This is a genomic window from Pseudomonas sp. BJa5, assembly GCF_030272875.2.
Lineage (GTDB): Bacteria > Pseudomonadota > Gammaproteobacteria > Pseudomonadales > Pseudomonadaceae > Aquipseudomonas.
The window spans coordinates 23260-38969 of sequence record NZ_JALRNG020000001.1 but is presented as its reverse complement, the minus strand read 5'-3'; the positions used below and the strand labels follow the sequence as shown (position 1 = coordinate 38969).

General features: G+C 64.8%; 17 protein-coding genes. 7 read left to right on the top strand and 10 right to left on the bottom strand.

The features are described 5' to 3' along the window. Positions 1–88: 88 nt before the first annotated feature. Together M2D63_RS00190 and M2D63_RS00185 are read right to left on the bottom strand one after the other, a co-directional pair. Positions 89–1261: an amidohydrolase family protein gene (locus tag M2D63_RS00190; RefSeq protein ID WP_285860653.1), complete on the bottom strand. Its 1173-nt coding sequence runs from the start codon at positions 1259–1261 to the stop codon at positions 89–91. A 102-nt stretch (positions 1262–1363) separates the two neighbouring features. Beyond that, entirely contained in the window at positions 1364–2053 is a 690-nt protein-coding gene (locus M2D63_RS00185) for a GntR family transcriptional regulator (protein ID WP_285860652.1), read from the bottom strand. Positions 2054–2555: 502 nt separating this feature from the next. On the opposite strand from M2D63_RS00185, the gene M2D63_RS00180 reads away from it, so the two are divergent. After that, positions 2556–4085 (top strand): NCS1 family nucleobase:cation symporter-1, encoded by a 1530-nt coding sequence (locus M2D63_RS00180; RefSeq protein WP_285860651.1) that lies wholly within the window; start codon positions 2556–2558, stop codon positions 4083–4085. 24 nt (positions 4086–4109) lie between these two features. After that, positions 4110–4838, top strand: a complete 729-nt coding sequence (locus M2D63_RS00175; protein WP_285860650.1) for an aspartate/glutamate racemase family protein — start codon at positions 4110–4112, stop codon at positions 4836–4838. A 49-nt stretch (positions 4839–4887) separates the two neighbouring features. Here M2D63_RS00175 and M2D63_RS00170 read toward each other — a convergent pair whose 3' ends face one another. From M2D63_RS00170 to M2D63_RS00155, 4 genes are all read right to left on the bottom strand, one after another. Beyond that, on the bottom strand, positions 4888–5316 hold the full coding sequence (locus tag M2D63_RS00170; protein WP_285860649.1) for a glycine zipper domain-containing protein: 429 nt from the start codon (positions 5314–5316) through the stop codon (positions 4888–4890). Positions 5317–5369: 53 nt separating this feature from the next. Next, positions 5370–5624: a hypothetical protein gene (locus M2D63_RS00165; RefSeq protein WP_285860648.1), complete on the bottom strand. Its 255-nt coding sequence runs from the start codon at positions 5622–5624 to the stop codon at positions 5370–5372. A 193-nt stretch (positions 5625–5817) separates the two neighbouring features. Next, a complete protein-coding gene (locus M2D63_RS00160; RefSeq protein WP_285860647.1) occupies positions 5818–7158 on the bottom strand; it encodes an ATP-binding protein in 1341 nt (446 codons plus the stop codon). Further along, entirely contained in the window at positions 7158–7865 is a 708-nt protein-coding gene (locus M2D63_RS00155; protein ID WP_285860646.1) for a response regulator, read from the bottom strand. The genes M2D63_RS00160 and M2D63_RS00155 overlap by 1 nt, the downstream gene beginning before the upstream one ends. A gap of 165 nt (positions 7866–8030) precedes the next feature. On the opposite strand from M2D63_RS00155, the gene M2D63_RS00150 reads away from it, so the two are divergent. Continuing rightward, a complete protein-coding gene (locus M2D63_RS00150; RefSeq protein WP_285860645.1) occupies positions 8031–8354 on the top strand; it encodes a hypothetical protein in 324 nt (107 codons plus the stop codon). Further along, positions 8347–9054 carry a DUF3313 domain-containing protein gene (locus M2D63_RS00145; protein WP_285860644.1) on the top strand — a complete coding sequence of 236 codons (708 nt, stop codon included), beginning with the start codon at positions 8347–8349 and terminating at the stop codon, positions 9052–9054. Before M2D63_RS00150 ends, M2D63_RS00145 begins: the two co-directional genes overlap by 8 nt. On the opposite strand, the gene M2D63_RS00140 is transcribed toward M2D63_RS00145, so the two are convergent. Further along, the gene (locus tag M2D63_RS00140; RefSeq protein ID WP_285860643.1) at positions 9026–10855 is read right to left on the bottom strand and encodes an SLC13 family permease; all 1830 of its coding nucleotides are present in this window, start codon (positions 10853–10855) and stop codon (positions 9026–9028) included. The genes M2D63_RS00145 and M2D63_RS00140 overlap by 29 nt on opposite strands. A 173-nt stretch (positions 10856–11028) precedes the next feature. Beyond that, a complete protein-coding gene (locus tag M2D63_RS00135) occupies positions 11029–11682 on the bottom strand; it encodes an SOS response-associated peptidase (protein ID WP_285860642.1) in 654 nt (217 codons plus the stop codon). A 100-nt stretch (positions 11683–11782) separates the two neighbouring features. Here M2D63_RS00135 and M2D63_RS00130 point away from each other — a divergent pair, with 100 nt between their 5' ends. The 3 genes from M2D63_RS00130 (at position 11783) to M2D63_RS00120 (ending at position 13800) form a co-directional block, all read left to right on the top strand. After that, positions 11783–12973, top strand: coding sequence for an FAD/NAD(P)-binding oxidoreductase (locus M2D63_RS00130; RefSeq protein WP_285860641.1), 1191 nt, complete (start codon positions 11783–11785; stop codon positions 12971–12973). 27 nt (positions 12974–13000) lie between these two features. Then, the gene (locus M2D63_RS00125) at positions 13001–13366 is read left to right on the top strand and encodes a DUF1641 domain-containing protein (RefSeq protein ID WP_285860639.1); all 366 of its coding nucleotides are present in this window, start codon (positions 13001–13003) and stop codon (positions 13364–13366) included. A gap of 83 nt (positions 13367–13449) precedes the next feature. Further along, positions 13450–13800: a hypothetical protein gene (locus M2D63_RS00120; RefSeq protein ID WP_285860638.1), complete on the top strand. Its 351-nt coding sequence runs from the start codon at positions 13450–13452 to the stop codon at positions 13798–13800. 4 nt (positions 13801–13804) lie between these two features. Here the strand turns inward: M2D63_RS00120 and M2D63_RS00115 are convergent, their stop codons facing one another. Then, complete coding sequence (locus M2D63_RS00115; protein WP_285860637.1) at positions 13805–14503, bottom strand: YoaK family protein; 699 nt, start codon at positions 14501–14503, stop codon at positions 13805–13807. Positions 14504–14533: 30 nt separating this feature from the next. After that, on the bottom strand, positions 14534–15619 hold the full coding sequence (locus M2D63_RS00110) for a PAS domain-containing protein (protein WP_285860636.1): 1086 nt from the start codon (positions 15617–15619) through the stop codon (positions 14534–14536). Between the last annotated feature and the right edge of the window lie 91 nt (positions 15620–15710).

Sequence of the window (15710 nt, the reverse complement as noted above, 5' to 3'; positions counted from 1 at the left end):
CATGCTAGCCGAGCAGCAGGCCCTTTGCCAGTAACCCTGCGGTCGGCTGGCCTGCCTGGATCAAGGCATTGCCGATACCTGTGTCGCCTCAGCAGATGTTGGCGTTCAACTGTCCGCGGCGGACCATCTGCCGCCGGGCAGGCACGGCGGCTACGGCGGCGGCCCCATTTGGGGCGTCGAGGATGATGAACGTGGCGTCATTGCCCACCTTCAGCCCGTAGTCGTGCTTGTGCATCACCGCCGCGCCCGCCGTGGTCGCCATCGCCAGGGCCACATTCAGGTCTTCGTCGCTGTAAAAGCCCGAGCGGTAGCCGATCAGCATGGCGCGCTGGAGCATGTCGGCATTGCCGTAGGGCCACCAGGCGTCGCGGATATTGTCGTTGCCGGCGAACACATTCACCCCGGCGGCGCGCAGGCGCAGCACAGGCGGGAAGGGGTGATCGCCCGGGGCATTGGTGAGGATCGAAATGCCGGCCCGGGCCAGCTCTACGGCAATGCGCTCGACCTCGTCCTCAGGCACCTGGCCCAGGGCGTAGGCATGGCTGACGCTGACGCGCCCCTGCAAGCCGGCGGCGCAGGTCCGCCCGGCGATCCGCCGCAGCTGTTCGATGCCTTGCAGGCCCGGCTCGTGCAGGTGGATGTCGACCTTCACGCCATGGCGCTCGGCAATTCCGAACACTACCTTCAACTGACCCTCGGCATCACCGTCGAGGGTGGTCGGGTCGATGCCGCCGATGACGTCGGCGCCGTCGCCGATCGCCGCTTCCAGCACATCGGCGGTACCGGGGCAGGACATCACCCCTGCCTGGGGGAAGGCCACCAGCTCGATATCGACGATGCCGCGCCATTTTTCCCGGGCTTGCATCACCGCGTGCAGGTTGGTCAGGCCGGTGGTGGCGTCGACATCGACATGGCTGCGCATGGCCACGGTACCGAAAGACACGGCCTGGCGGATCAGGGCGTCGGCGCGTTCGACGATCGGCGGCGCCAGGGCCAGTTCGCGCTTCTCCACCGCCAGGCGTTCACGCAGGCTGCCGGCAGCCTGGTGCGGGTGCCAGCGGTCACCGACAAAGCTCTTGTCCAGATGGATATGGCCGTCGACAAAGCCGGGCAGCAGCAACTGCCCGTCCAGGTCAACGCGCTCGACGCCCGTGAGCATGCCAAGGTCAGTACCCAGTGCGGCGATACGGCCTTCAGCGACGGCCAGGGACAGGGGACTGCCGTCGGCAGCGACGGCATTGACGAATACACGATCAAACATTTCACGACCTCGTTGGAGAGGTCGCCACCCTACAAAACGCGGGTAGCCATCGGCCAATTAAATATCGGGATCGATAGCAGTGGATTCGTGAATGCCGGCACCTCAGCCGCCGATCAGGTGTTTGAGCGGGTGATAGTCGGCCTTGAGGTTGTGGGTGGCCTTGAGGATCGCCTCTTCGATGCCGCTCAAGTGCGTGCACACCAGTTCGATGGCAGCGGACTGGTCACCGGCTTCGAGGGCTTCGATCAGGCGCAGGTGTTCATTGCCGCGGCAGGCCTCATGGCGCTCGTCGTCGAGGGTCGAGGCGTACAGCGAGCCGCGCTCGATCAGCTTGCGGAACCAGTCCAGCAGCACCGGGTTGTCCAGCACTTCGGCCAGGCGCAGGTGGAATTCGCCCAGCAGGTGGACGTAGCGGGCGTGGTCACCGGCATCGGCGGCGGCCTCTTCTTCGGCCACGTGCTGGCGCAGGGGCTGCAGCAGGCCCTTGTCGGCGCGCCGGCAGAGTTCGGTGACGATGCCGATTTCGATCAGGCGGCGGGTTTCGAACACCGAGCGGATGTCCTCGTCGCTGGGCAGCGAGACCCAGGCGCCCTTGTTCAGTTCGGTAGACACCAGGCCGTCGCCTTCGAGCTGCTTGAGCGCCGCGCGCACCGAGGTGCGGCTGACCTTGAACAGCTCGGCGAGCGAAGACTCGCCCAGTTTCATGCCGGGGCGCAGGGTGCGCTTCCTGATCGCCTCGTGGACCCCCAGGTAGACGCGTTCTACGGTCGATGCGGGGAGTTTTTCCGTCATTGCCAGCTCCGATGTTCCTTGACCGCACAAGCATGCCGTAAATGCGCGGTGACAAAAAGTTTCAGGGTGAAATTGATTGTGGGGTCATCGCGGGGCAAGCCCGCTCCTACACCCCCCCGGTAGGAGCGGGCTTGCCCCGCGAAGCGATTTTGTGCACATAAGTATCACTATGGTGTGTACATGTTTCTGTTATCCGTTACCCATGTTCACATTTTCGCTATCTGAGACGCTGACTGTTTGGTCAAGTAAATGACTCTCAACTCCGTCTTTCCAATTTTTTTTATCGATAAAAATCAAAAAGATAGGTGATCTCCTGGAATCCGGTCGCGATGCATTCGCTCCCCGTCTGGCACACATATTGTTCCTCGAAAATCGTAAGGCGAAAATTGCATACAATCTTTGTATGCATCGGCGCCCAGGCGCCCAATGGCGGTCCCAACTCTTCAAATCCAACAATAATGTGCTGGAGCACCACCGGTGCTGCAGCAGGAGCCCGGGGAACATGCAATTGGATACTTCCAAACAGCTCGATAGCGCGTACCTGCAGCCCGATGCTGCCGATTCAGCCCAGGGACCGGGGCACGGCGGCCTGAGCCCGCGACTGCACAATGCCGACCTCGCCCCGACCAAGGCCGCCGGCCGGCGCTGGGGCGGCTACAGCATCTTCGCCCTGTGGACCAACGATGTGCACAACATCGCCAACTACTCCTTCGCCATGGGCCTGTTCGCCCTCGGCCTGTCCGGCTGGCAGATGCTTGCCGCGCTGGCAGTGGGGGCGGCGCTGGTGTACTTCTTCATGAACCTGTCCGGCTACATGGGGCAGAAAACCGGGGTGCCGTTTCCGGTGATCAGCCGCATGAGCTTCGGCATCTATGGCGCGCAAGTGCCGGCGATCATCCGCGCGGTCATCGCCATCGCCTGGTTCGGCATCCAGACCTACCTGGCCTCGGTGGTGCTGCGGGTGCTGCTGGTGGCGATCTGGCCGAGCCTGGCCAGTTACGATCACGATGCCATCCTCGGGCTGTCGAGCCTGGGCTGGGCCAGCTTCGTCGCCATCTGGTTCGTGCAGCTGGTGATCCTGACCTTCGGCATGGAGATGGTGCGCAAGTACGAATCCTTCGCAGGCCCCGTGATCCTCTCGACGGTGCTGGTGCTGGCGGTGTGGATGTACCTGCGGGTGGACGGCAACCTGGCCTGGTCGGTGGGTGAGCCGCTGACCGGCGCCAAGGCCTGGACCCAGGTGTTCGCCGGCGGCGCACTGTGGCTGGCCATCTACGGCACGCTGATCCTCAACTTCTGCGATTTCGCCCGTTCCTCGCCATGCCGCCGGACCATCCGCGTCGGCAACTTCTGGGGCCTGCCGGTGAACATCCTGGTGTTCGCAGTGATCAGCTTCGTGCTGTCCGGGGCGCAGTTCAGCATCGATGGCACGGTGATCGACAGCCCGACCCAGATCATCGCCGCGATCCCCGACAAGACCTTCCTGGTACTGGGTTGCCTGGCCTTCTTGATCGTCACCGTGGCGGTGAACATCATGGCCAACTTCGTCGCCCCGGCCTTCGTGCTTTCCAGCCTTGCGCCCAGCCGCCTGAACTTCCGTCGCGCCGGCCTGATCAGCGCCACCCTGGCGGTGCTGATCCTGCCCTGGAACCTCTACAACAGCCCGCTGGTGATCGTCTATTTCCTGTCTGGCCTGGGCGCGCTGCTCGGCCCGCTGTACGGGATCATCATGGTCGACTACTGGCTGATCCGCAAAGCCCAGGTGCATGTGCCGGATCTCTACAGCGAGGCGGCCAGCGGCACCTATCACTACACCCGCGGGGTCAACTACAAGGCCATCGCCGCCCTGGTGCCCTCGGCCATCGCCGCCGTGGTACTGGCCCTGGTACCGGCCTTCAGCGAGCTGACGCCGTTCTCCTGGCTGTTCGGCGCGAGCATTGCCGGCGGCGTGTACTACCTGATCTCTGATCGTAAAAAACACTATGTGGACTGTTCCGGCGAGCACTTTGCCGTCGACAGCGCCCAGCACTGAGCGTCACGCACAAGGAATCGACCCATGAGAATACTGGTAGTCAACGTCAACACCACCGCATCCATCACCGAGGCGATTGCCCGCCAGGCGCGCAGCGTGGCCTCGCCGGGTACCGAGATCGTCGGCCTGACCCCGCGCTTTGGCGCCGAGTCGGTGGAAGGCAACTTCGAGAGCTACCTGGCCGCCATTGCGGTGATGGAGCGGGTGCTGAGCTACGACCAGCCCTATGATGCGGTGATCCAGGCCGGTTACGGCGAGCATGGCCGCGAAGGCCTGCAGGAACTGCTCAACGTACCGGTGGTGGACATCACCGAGGCCGCTGCCAGCGTCGCGATGTTGCTGGGCCACCGTTATTCGGTGGTCACCACCCTGGACCGCACCGTGCCGCTGATCGAAGACCGCCTGAAGCTGGCCGGCCTGGACAGCCGCTGCGCATCGGTACGGGCCAGTGGCATGGCCGTGCTGGAGCTGGAGGAAGAGCCGGAGCGGGCCATCGAGTCGGTGGTGCGCGAAGCGGAGGAAGCGGTGCGGGTCGACAAGGCCGAGGTGATCTGCCTCGGTTGCGGCGGCATGGCCGGGCTGGATGAGCGTATCCAGGCGCGTACCGGGGTGCCGGTGGTCGATGGCGTGACGGCGGCGGTGGCCCTGGCTGAATCCCTGGTGCGCCTGAAGCTGAGCACCTCGAAGGTGCGCACCTATGCGCAGCCACGGCCCAAGCAGATCCTCGGCTGGCCCCGCGCGTTGCTGGGGTGATCCATCGCCCATGAAAAAGGCCCGCTGATGCGGGCCTTTTTCATGGGTGTCAGTCGTGCTTGTGTTTGTGTTTATGCTTGTGTTTGTGCTTGTAGTCATTGCCACCGGAGTCGTGGCGATCCTTGTCGGCGATGTGGTTGCCCAGGGCACCACCGGCGGCGCCGCCCAGGCCCGCGCCGATGGTCGAGCCGGTCTTGCCGCCGATCTGGTTGCCGATCACCGAACCACCGGCCGAGCCCAGGCCACCGCCAATGGCCGCCTCGGTGCGGTTGCCCTTGCGCGCGCCGACGGCGCTGCCGGCCGCGCCGCCAACGCCGGCACCAATGGCCGCGCCGGTGCTGCCGCCGATCTGCTGGCCGACCGCGTTACCCAACGCGCCGCCCAGGCCACCGCCAACGGCAGAATTCAAATCGCTATCGGCCATGGCGGCCTGGGAAAGCAGGATACCCAACGTCAAAGCAGGAATGGTGATACGCATGGTGTGAACCTCAGGCAATACGGTAGTCGGTCAGAAGAGGGTGCGGCTGGCGATCAATCGTCATCGTCGTCGTCATCATCGTCACGGTCGCGACGATGGTCGTTGTCGTAGTAGCGATAGCGGTCGTCATCGCGGTAGCGCTTGCTGTACTTGCGGTGGTCGCGGTCATCACGGTCGTTATCCCAGTCGCGGGAATAGCGATGGTCGCGGTCGTAGCGGTAGTCGCCACGGTCGTAGTCGTGGTAGTAGCAACCGGCTGTGGACAGCACCGTGGCGAGCAGGGCAAAGCGGGTCAGGTGTTTCAGCACTGTGGATCCTTTATCCGCACAGCGGGGGAAGGTTACACGCTCTGACCACGAATTCAGAATTTTGTTTCCCGCAGCCCCGGGGGCGGGGGCGGACAGCCGGGCAAAAAAAGGCCCACACGAGGTGGGCCAAAGGACGTTTCTGAAGGGAGAGGAGCCCTACAGTATCGACGTGCAGTTAAGTGGGCGTTAACACTCAGTCGGTCACCCGCGGCAACTCGATGCGCGCCAGCAGGCCGCCACCTGACTGGTTGCGCAACGTCAGCTCGCCGCCCTGTTCGCGTATGGCTGTGCGGGCTGAAGGCAGGCCCAGGCCGACGCCACCGGTGTCGCGGTTGCGCGAACTTTCCAGGCGGAAGAAAGGCACGAACACCTCTTCCAGCGAAGCGTCGGGAATGCCCGGACCCTGGTCGCTGATCTCGATCAGCAGGGTATGGGCGGTGCTGCTCAGGCGGATTTTTGGCGCGCCGGCATACTTGACGGCGTTGTCGATCAAATTTGTAACCGCGCGTTTCAGGCCCAGTGGTCGACCCTGGTACACCAGATTTGCCGGCCCCGAGAACGCCACTTCGATCTGCTGGTCGCGGTAGTCGTCGACCAGGGTCCACAGCAGCTCGGCGAGGTCGAACGGTGTGGTGGTTTCCAGCCGGGTCTCGTCGCGGAAGAAACTCAGCGCGGCGTTGATCATGTGCTGCATTTCATCGACATCACGAAACAGCTTGCGCTGCTGCTCGGGGTCTTCAATGAATTCGCCGCGCAGGCGCATGCGGGTCAGGGGCGCGCGCAGGTCATGGGAAATCGCTGCGAGCATTTGCGTGCGTTCGGCGATGAAGTGCTGGATCTGCGCCTGCATGGTGTTGAAGGCGGTGATGGCCTGGCGCAGTTCGTGGGGGCCTTCCGGGCGAATGGGCGGTGCCCGCAGGTCGCTGCCAAAGCGCCGGGCGGCGCGGGCGAAGCGCTGCAAGGGGCCGGCCAGCTGGCGGGTGCCGACCCAGGCCACCAGCACGGCGGCGACCAGCGCCAGGAGGCCGATGATGGTCAGGCGCATGCCCGTGCTCAGGCCCCAGCTGCGGTACGGCGGGGTAAAGGCCAGCCAGCTGCCGTCGGCCATCTGCATCACCAGCTTGTAATGGGCATCGGGGCTGGATGCTGGCCAGTCGCCAGGTTGGAAGCCTTCGACCCTGAGCGGGCGCATGGCCAACAGCTCATGCAGTTCAGGCACCGCCCCGATATCGATCGGCTCGCCGGTGCCGGGCAGGGCCAGCGGTTCTCGCGCCGGGCTCCACTGCACCTGCAGTTGAGGGTTGCTCGCGGCATTGGCCAATAGCTCGCGCTGATCGCGGGGCGCCGCGTGGAGCATGCGCGCTGTGACGGCAATTTGTTCGAGCAGGCCGGTCTTGCTCAGGGGCGGGCGCGCCCAGACGCCGGCCACCTGCACGAAAAGAATGTTCAGCAGCACCGAAATCAGCATGGCGGCGATGATGGTCAGGGCGATGCGCCGGCTGATACCGTCACGGCGAAGGTCGAGGCGGATCATCAGCGGCTGACCTTGGCGTCGAACATATAGCCACCGTTGCGCACGGTACGGATCAGCGCCGGGCGCTTGCTGTCCGGCTCGATCTTGCGCCGCAGGCGGCTGACCTGCACGTCGATGCTGCGGTCGTAGGCCTCGTGGCCGTGGCCGCGGGCCAGGTCGATCAATTGCTCGCGGGTGAGGATGCGCTGCGGGTGTTCGAGGAACACCAGCAGCAGGTCGAACTCACCGGCCGACAGCGGCACCATGACGCCTTGCGGGGTGCGCAGTTCGCGGCGGGTGACATCCAGGTGCCAGTCGTCGAAGCGGATCAGTGGCCGGGTTTCTTCGACCTGCGCACGCAGTTGCTCGCCGGCGCGGCGCTGCACGGCGCGCAGGCGGGCCAGCAGTTCGCGGGCGTCGAAAGGCTTGCCCAGGTAGTCGTCGGCGCCCAGTTCCAGGCCGATGATGCGGTCGCTCAGCTCGTCCATGGCGGTGAGCATGATGATCGGGATGCCGGTGCTGCTGCGCAGCTTCTGGCACAGGGTCAGGCCGCTTTCGCCAGGCAGCATCAAGTCGAGGATGATGGTATCCGGGCGCTGCTGTTCGATCGCCGCCCACATGGCCGTGCCATTGGCGGCCAGGTCGACCTCGTAGCCGTGCATGACAAAGAACTTCTTCAGCAGGGCACAAATTTCCACGTCGTCATCGACGATCAGCAGTCTGCTCACGTTGGGGTCCAGTGGGGCCGGAAAAGTGCGTATCTAAAACCATTCTGGGCCGCCGGTCATATATTTCAATCGAGTAACAATCCTTCGGTCGCGACACAAAGCGGACATCTGCCAGCAAAGCGCCGAAGTCATCCTGTCGGCAGTCCAAACCAAGGGAATACCTCCATGCCGGCACAACCTCCAATCGACGGCCTCGACTGCAGCCAATCGCTGACCCTCGACCTGCGCACCCAGGACTTGTGGCGCAATGCGCTGCTCAGCTATCAGGATTCGCGCCTGGGACTGTGTGAGGACGGTACGCACGTAATGCTCAGCCACTACTTCGAGCGCTACAACCCCACCAGCAGCCAATGGATGGAATACAGCTACAAGGTGCCGCTGACCGAACTGGTGCACTGGATCATGGGCAACGGCCATCTGCACGTCGAACGCTCCGGCACGGCGCCAAAGCCGGCCAGGCAAAACGGCGGGAGTGCCTGTCATGCGTAAGCAGATGATCGCGCCGGTGCTGTGCCTGTCGCTGATGATGACCGGTTGCAGCCACAACCGGGTCACGCCCAAGGAGTATTCGGGCTTTCTGCGCAACTATGACCAGTTGAACGAGTACAAGACCGCCTCCGGTGACGCGGTGCTGCGCTGGATCAGCCCCGAGCTGCACATGGAGCGCTACACCCAGGTGTACATCGCGCCGAGCCAGTTCTACCCGGTGCCCCAGGCCAGTACGCGAATCCCCGAGTCGACCCTCAAGGCGGTGACCGGCTACTACGACGTGGCGCTCAAGCGTGAGCTGGGCAAGGTCCTGACCCTGGTCGAGCAGCCCGGGCCAAACACCCTGATCGTGCGTCCGGCGATCACCTCGGTCAGCGCCCATACCCAGGCGCTGCATTATTACGAATGGCTGCCGGTGACCCTGGTGGCCGCCGGGGTCAGCAGTGCCATCGGCATCCGCGACCTCGACAGTGTGATCGCCACCGAAGCGGCCTTCCTCGATGGCGGCAGCCGCGCCGTGGTCGCCGAAGTGGTGCGCAAGGGCACCGGCCTGCCGCTGGAGAACGACGAGCAGGTGATGACCGCCGACAACCTCAAGGTGGTGCTCGACGGCTGGGCGCAGGAATGGCGCCAGGCCGCCGAAACCTTCCAGGCGCAGAAGTTCAGCGCGCTCAAAGGGCAAAAATCCACGGCACCATGAACACGCTGACCACCATCACCAGCAAGGTGAAGGGCACCCCGACCTTGACGAAGTCGCCGAAGCGGTACTGACCCGGGCCCAGCACCAGGGTGTTCACCGGCGACGACACCGGCGTCATGAACGCTGCCGAGGCGGCCAGGGCGACGATCATCGCAAAGGGGTAGGGCGAGGCGCCCAGCTGCTCGGCGGTGCTGATCGCCACCGGCGCCATCAGCACGGCGGTGGCGGTGTTGGAGATGAACAGGCCGATGAGCGCGGTGATGACGAACAGGCTGGCCAGGATCATGTACGGCCCGGCGCTGCCCAGCACCTGCACCAGTGCGTTCACCGCCAGGGCGATGCCGCCGGTTTTCTGCAGGGCCAGGGCAAAGGGCAGCATGCCGACGATCAGCACCAGGCTCTGCCAGTGGATCGCGCGGTAGGCGCTGTTCATGTCGATGCAGCGCCCGGCGCCCATCAACAGGCACGCGATCAGGGCGGCGATGACATTGGGCACCACGCCGCTGATCATCAGGCCGACCATCACCGCCAGGCTGAGCAGGGCGTAAGGCGCCTGGTTCAGGGCCGGGGCGACATTGTCCACTTCCGCCGGCAGGCTCAGGACCAGGAAATCCCTGGGCTGGGCCTGCAACTGGCGCACCGCTTTCCACGGGCCGATCACCAGCAGGGTATCGCCGAGCTTGAGTTTCTCTTCCACCAACTGCTCTTCGATGGCGTTCTGGCCACGGCGCAGGCCGACCACGTTGAGGTCCCAGCGGCTGCGAAAATTCAGCTCCAGCACGCTTTTGCCGATCAGTTGCGAGCCGGGCACCACCGACACCTCGGCCATGCCCACGGCGTGGGACTGATCGATGAAATAGGCGGCCTTGAAGTGCAGCGGTTCGAGTTTCATGCTCTGGCACAGGCTGCGCAGGTCGTCGCGCGGGGCGAACAGGTCGAGCAGCAGCACGTCGCCCTCGTGCACCGTGGTGCTGGAGTCGGGGCTGATCACCCGGGTGGTGAACTTGTGCTGGCGCTCGATGCCGACCACGTTGGCGCCATGCACGGTGCGCAGCTTCAGCTCGCTCAGGCTGTGGCCGATCAGCGGCGAGTCCGGGCGCACCCGCAAGCGCCGTTCGCGGCCGGCCAGCTTGTAGTCGATGACCAGGTCGAGCAGGGTGCGGCGGGTTTGCGGGCTGCCATCCTTGCGCACCTCGCCGCTGAGCCAGTGGCGGGTCAGCAGCATATAGCCGACACCCAGGGCCAGGATCACCAGGCCAAAGGGGGTGAAGCTGAAAAAGCTGAAGCCACTTTCACCGTGGCGCACCAGCTCACTGTGCACCACCACGTTCGGTGGCGTGGCCACCAGGCTGAGCATGCCGCTGATCAGGCCGGCGAAGCTCAGCGGCATCATCAGCCGACTGGGCGAGACCTTCATGCGCGCGGCGATGCTGAGCACCACCGGGATAAAGATGGCGACCACACCGGTGGAGCTCATCACCGAGCCGAGCCCGGCCACGCAGACCATCAACAGCACCAGCAGGCGCACCTCGCTGTTGCCGGCGCGGTCGGCCATCCATTCACCGATGCGGTAGGCGATGCCGGTGCGCACCAGGCCTTCGCCGATGACGAACAACGCGGCGATCAGTACCACGTTGGGGTCGCTGAAGCCGGCCAGGGCTTCCTGGACGCTGAGAATGCCGGTCAGCGGCAGGGCCACGATCATCAGCAGGGCGACCACATCCATGCGTGGCCGGTTGATGATGAACAGGACAACGCTGGTCAACAGCAGGCCCAGCACCCAGAGCAATTCGTGGTTCATGCGATCTTCCTGATACGTACACGCCCGAGAGTCTGGCAGAAAGTGCAGGGTGGTTCATTGATTTGGGGCTGCTGCGCAGCCCATCGCAGGCTTCGCCAGCTCCCACAGGGGGGCGGACATTGAACTGGGGCAGTTCACATTGTGGGAGCTGGCGCAGCCTGCGATCGGCCGCGCTACAGGGCGGCCCTGATCAACCCGGCCCCCTGGTTGCGCACATTGCCCACCGCCTTGTCGACCCGGTACCAGTCGAACGCTTCGGCCGGCTCGCCAAGGTTCAGCAGCATCTGCTCGGCCTGGGCCTTGTCGCAGTCGGGATTGAGCCAGTCCCGGGCCAGCTCCGGCGCCAGGGCAACCGGTCGGCGGTCATGGATATCCACCATGCCACCGGCACTGTCGGCGGTAATGATGACAAAGCCGTCATCCTCCCCCACACCCCACTGCCCGATGCCGGCACAGAACACCGGCAGGCCGTCGCGGCGATGGATGTACCAGGGCTGCTTTTTCGGCCCGCCTTCGTCGACCCATTCGAACCAGCCATCCACCGGCACGATCAAGCGATGCCCCCAGATCGCCCGGAAGTAGGGCGAATGGGCGACCTTTTCCACCCGGGCATTGATCGGCGGCGCCCGGTCCCGGGCCCAGTGCGGGCGCCAGCCCCAGCGCAGCCAACGGGCTGCTTGCGCCGTGATCACGGCAACCTGGGTGCTCGGCGCCACGTTGTAGCGCTCAAGCGGCTGCTCGCCGACCTCGTTGGCCAGGGCGCCGGGCATGCTCAGGGCATCGACGAAATCATGGATGCCGTGGTACTGGCTGAGTCTTCCACACATGGGAGTAACCCCTATAGCCAAGGGTTATTGGCGTGGCGTTGAGGCTTCTCTGACTATAGCCCGCGAAGCGGTCAGGATTCGTTCGCAGGGAAGCGTACTCATGGCAAAGCATATTCTTATCGTGGGTGGTGGCGTCGGCGGCACCATGCTCGCCAATCAACTGGTCGGCAAGCTCTATCCGGAGATCCTGCGCGACCAGGTGCGTATCACGCTGCTGTCCAACTCACCCGATCACTACTACAAGCCGGCGTTCATGTATGTGGCCTTCGACCTGTTCTTCCAGGAAGAACTCAAGCGCCCCGAACGCAGCTTGCTGCGCCCGGAAATCGACTTCCAGGTGCAGGACGTCACCCGCTTCGACTTCGCCGCGCAGACGCTGCATACCCGCAGCGGCAAGCGCTTCGGCTATGACTTCCTGGTGATCGCCACCGGTTGTGTGCCGGCCCCCGAACGCATCGAAGGGCTCTCCCAGGGTGGTGATCATTTCTACCAGTATGAGCCGGCGCGCCAGCTGGCCCGGCGCCTGGCAAGCATCGAAAAGGGGCGGATCTTCATTACCGTGAGCTTTCCGCAAACGCCGAACGTGCCGCATCAATGCGGCATCGCGCCGGTGGAAACCACCCTGATGCTCGACGACTACCTGCGCCGCCGTGGGGTACGGGACAAGGTCGAGATCATCTACACCTACCCGACCACCGCCCAGCTGCTGCGCAACTGCCTGTTCCTGCAGCGGCCCACCGGCGAGATCCTGCCGGGTCTGTTCGCCCGCAAGAACATTCACTTTCAGCGCGGCTTCACCCTCGCCAAGGTCGATCCCGAGCAGCGCATCGCCTACTCCGAAGAGGGCGATGCGCAACCCTACGACATCCTCATGGCCACACCGCCCATCCGTGCGGTGGACGCGGTGCTGGCAAGCGGCGTGTCCCAGGCCGCGAACCAGGAAGGCTGGCTGCCGACCAACCATGAAACCTTGCAGGTCTATGGTCTGGAAGGGGTGTACGTGATCGGCGACACCGTCGACCTGCCGGTGAGCAAGGCCGGCGGCGCCTGTCACAACCAGGCGCCGGTGATCGCCGACAACATTGCTGGCGAGATTCGCCTGGGCAAAACGGTGGCGGTGTACGACGGCAAGGTCCAGGCCGCCGCACAGATGGGCCTGAACGCCGGCATGCCGCTGACCTACGACTACCGTCACGATGTGCTGCCCACGCCACCGACCAAGCTTGGCGGGCTGCTCAGGAATGGATTCAACCGTGGCCTGTACTGGGCCGTAGCCCGCGGCATGCTGTGACCCGACACCCGGGAGGAGCTGATGGAGATGGACGTGACCGATACCCTCGTCGTGCAGGGCGAGAACCCGGGCCTGGAAGCCTTGGTGCACAAGCTGCAACCCTTGCTCGATGGTGGGCGCCTGGACAACCTGGTCGACCTGGCATCATTGCTGTCCGACCTGGTCGATCTGCTCGATGCGGCCATGGTCGAAAAGCTCTCGGTGCAGTTCGAGCAGGCCACGGCCCTGAGCTGGAACCTGGGCAATGCCGTGCGCCTGGCCACGGCCCAGACCCGCAAGGACAGCGAACCCCCCAACCTGTACGGCCTGCTGACGCTGTTGCGTGAACCGGACACCCGCCGTGGCTGTGCCCTGGTGCTGCGCACGCTCAATGCCCTGGGGCGACAGCTGTGATCCCGCGCAAGGCGCGTTGACGACGCCAGGACGTGAGGCGCCGGCAATGCTACAGTCGGCGTTTTTTCCGACGAGGGTGTGTCATGCGGGTAGTAATGGCGGTGGTCGCTGCAGCGTTGTTGGCCGGTTGTGCGTCTTCGGCCATGGAGGCGGCCCGGGCCAAGGCGCCGAACAAGAGCTTCACCTCGAGCAAGCCGGCCGACCGTGTGGCCCAGTGCATCCAGTTCGGCTGGCAGGACGAAGACGTGTTCGGCGTCGATGCCAGCGGCTACCTGGAGCCGAACAAACAGGGCGGTTTCACCGTCTACACCCGCGAAGCCGAATCCTTCGCCGACATCCAGGGGCAAGGGGCGACCACGGCGGTCAGCTACTACGCGAAGAAGAACGACAGCGTCGCGCTGCGGCGCATGGCGGCACTGGCGACCTGCTTGTAAAGCGTCAGCGCGGCATGTAGCGCAGTTGCCAGCGCCGGGGGATCTTCACCGAGACCACCCCCAGCGCCAGGGCCAGCAGGGCGCTGAACAGCAGCGCGGCGAGGTCGAAGGCCTGTTCCAGCAGCACCCCGGCAATGGCGCCGGCGAACATCCCGGTCCAGGGAATCAGCTGCACCCGCCAACCGTGCCGGCGCTCGCCCAGCAGCGTCCGGCCAAGGCCGCGGCCGAAACGCGACAGGGCGCCGGTGACGTAGGTCAGGCCGATCGGCAGGCCGTTCACTTCTTCGACCACCACGTTGATCATGCCCATGGCGGTAACCGCCGCGATCAGCGCAGGCAGCTGCCAGGCACTCGGCAACAGGCCGGCCAGGGCCAGCAGGGCGGCAATGATGGTCAGCAGCGGCCAGGGCCGGCGGCCACTCTTGCGGGCGATCAACACGCCCAGGGCATTGCCTACCACGAAGGCCAGCAGCAGGGCGCCGATGCGCAGCACCAGGCCCAGTTCACCCTGGCCCAGCGACACCGCCAGGCGGGTGGTGTTGCCGCTCATGAACGAGACGAAATCACCGGTGGCCATGAAGCCGATGGCGTCGGTCATGCCGGCCAGCACCGACAGGGCGGCGACGAAGTACAGGCCGACCTTGCCGCGCAGGCGCTCGACCTGCAGGGCCCGGTCCGAACGCGTCGAAGTTGCCGGAAGCATCCGTGTTCCTCCGCAAAGGGTGAGGTGATTCTAGGCGTTCTGCCGGGCCAGGCGCGCTTCGAGCCCGGCGATGTGCGCTTCCAGGCGCTCATGTTCGCAGCGCTCGGCGCCGATGTCCTCGAACACGCTGATCAGGTGTTCCGGCTCACCGTCGTGGCGGCGCTGCAGGGCGGTGCGGGCACGAACCCAGATGTAGCGACCGTCCTTGTGGCGCACGCGCTTTTGCACCTCGTAACGGGCGATTTCCCCCGCCAGCAGGCGGTCGAGCAACTGCAGGTTGGGGCCCAGGTCGTCGGGATGGGTCAGTTGCTGGAAGGTCATGCCGTACAGTTCTTCGGCGCTGTAGCCCAGCAGCTCGCACAGGCTGCTGTTGACCCGCTGCCAGCTGCCATCGGGGTCGATATAGGCCAGGGCACCCCAGGCCAGTTCGAAGATGGCGCGAAAGCGCTCCTCGCTGTTGCGCAGCTCGGCTTCGGCGACCATGCGCTCGGTGTTGTCCATGCTGATGCCGACCATCTTCACCGGCCGCCCGACGCTGTCGCGCACCACCGTGGCGCGCGAGGCGATCCAGCGCTGCTGGCCATCGGGGCGGGTGATGCGAAAGTCGCATTCGCAACCGGTGCCTGAGGCGATGGCCTGGGCGTACAGCTGCTGCATGTGCTTGACGTCTTCTTCGGGCAGGTGCACCCAGAAGTCTTCGTTGCGGGCCACCGGCCAGCCGTAGACCTGCTCGACGTTGGGCGAGTAGGTGACCTCGTCGCTGATCAGGTTCCATTCCCAGGTGACGATGCGCGCGCCTTCCTGGGCCAGCTTCATGCGCGTTTCGCTTTCCATGATCTCGGCGGTGTAGCGCCGGCGCAGGTCGGTCATCGGCAGTTCGACCACCTGGTGCTGCTGGACGTTCTGCAGCGCCTCTTCGCCGTAGCGCAACCAGATCCAGTTGACCTTGAGGAACTCGGCCAGCTTGCGCAGGTTGTCGTAGTCGATCTCGCCGCCCCGGGTCCATTTGTGCACGGCCGTGCGCGAGATCCCCAAGGCCGTGCCGACGGCTTGCAGGGTCAGCTTGTGATGCTCGAGCAGTTCCTTGAGGCGAAAGGCGAAACTGTTTTCGGTCATGGGGCAGGGTGTCCTGATCGGGGCCAAGAGCCTGCCAGTATACATAACCCGTTAACTTTGGGTTGACGATCAATGTCATCGCGGTCAACCC

Excerpts from the sequence above, each read along its gene's own strand:
- M2D63_RS00140 (WP_285860643.1), bottom strand. The coding sequence starts at position 10,855 with ATGAACCACGAATTGCTCTGGGTGCTGGGCCTGCTGTTGACCAGCGTT.
- M2D63_RS00170 (WP_285860649.1), bottom strand. The coding sequence starts at position 5,316 with ATGCGTATCACCATTCCTGCTTTGACGTTGGGTATCCTGCTTTCCCAG.
- M2D63_RS00125 (WP_285860639.1), top strand. The coding sequence starts at position 13,001 with ATGGACGTGACCGATACCCTCGTCGTGCAGGGCGAGAACCCGGGCCTG.
- M2D63_RS00150 (WP_285860645.1), top strand. The coding sequence starts at position 8,031 with ATGCCGGCACAACCTCCAATCGACGGCCTCGACTGCAGCCAATCGCTG.
- M2D63_RS00120 (WP_285860638.1), top strand. The coding sequence starts at position 13,450 with ATGCGGGTAGTAATGGCGGTGGTCGCTGCAGCGTTGTTGGCCGGTTGT.
- M2D63_RS00185 (WP_285860652.1), bottom strand. The coding sequence starts at position 2,053 with ATGACGGAAAAACTCCCCGCATCGACCGTAGAACGCGTCTACCTGGGG.
- M2D63_RS00145 (WP_285860644.1), top strand. The coding sequence starts at position 8,347 with ATGCGTAAGCAGATGATCGCGCCGGTGCTGTGCCTGTCGCTGATGATG.
- M2D63_RS00175 (WP_285860650.1), top strand. The coding sequence starts at position 4,110 with ATGAGAATACTGGTAGTCAACGTCAACACCACCGCATCCATCACCGAG.
- M2D63_RS00160 (WP_285860647.1), bottom strand. The coding sequence starts at position 7,158 with ATGATCCGCCTCGACCTTCGCCGTGACGGTATCAGCCGGCGCATCGCC.
- M2D63_RS00180 (WP_285860651.1), top strand. The coding sequence starts at position 2,556 with ATGCAATTGGATACTTCCAAACAGCTCGATAGCGCGTACCTGCAGCCC.
- M2D63_RS00130 (WP_285860641.1), top strand. The coding sequence starts at position 11,783 with ATGGCAAAGCATATTCTTATCGTGGGTGGTGGCGTCGGCGGCACCATG.
- M2D63_RS00110 (WP_285860636.1), bottom strand. The coding sequence starts at position 15,619 with ATGACCGAAAACAGTTTCGCCTTTCGCCTCAAGGAACTGCTCGAGCAT.
- M2D63_RS00190 (WP_285860653.1), bottom strand. The coding sequence starts at position 1,261 with ATGTTTGATCGTGTATTCGTCAATGCCGTCGCTGCCGACGGCAGTCCC.
- M2D63_RS00115 (WP_285860637.1), bottom strand. The coding sequence starts at position 14,503 with ATGCTTCCGGCAACTTCGACGCGTTCGGACCGGGCCCTGCAGGTCGAG.
- M2D63_RS00135 (WP_285860642.1), bottom strand. The coding sequence starts at position 11,682 with ATGTGTGGAAGACTCAGCCAGTACCACGGCATCCATGATTTCGTCGAT.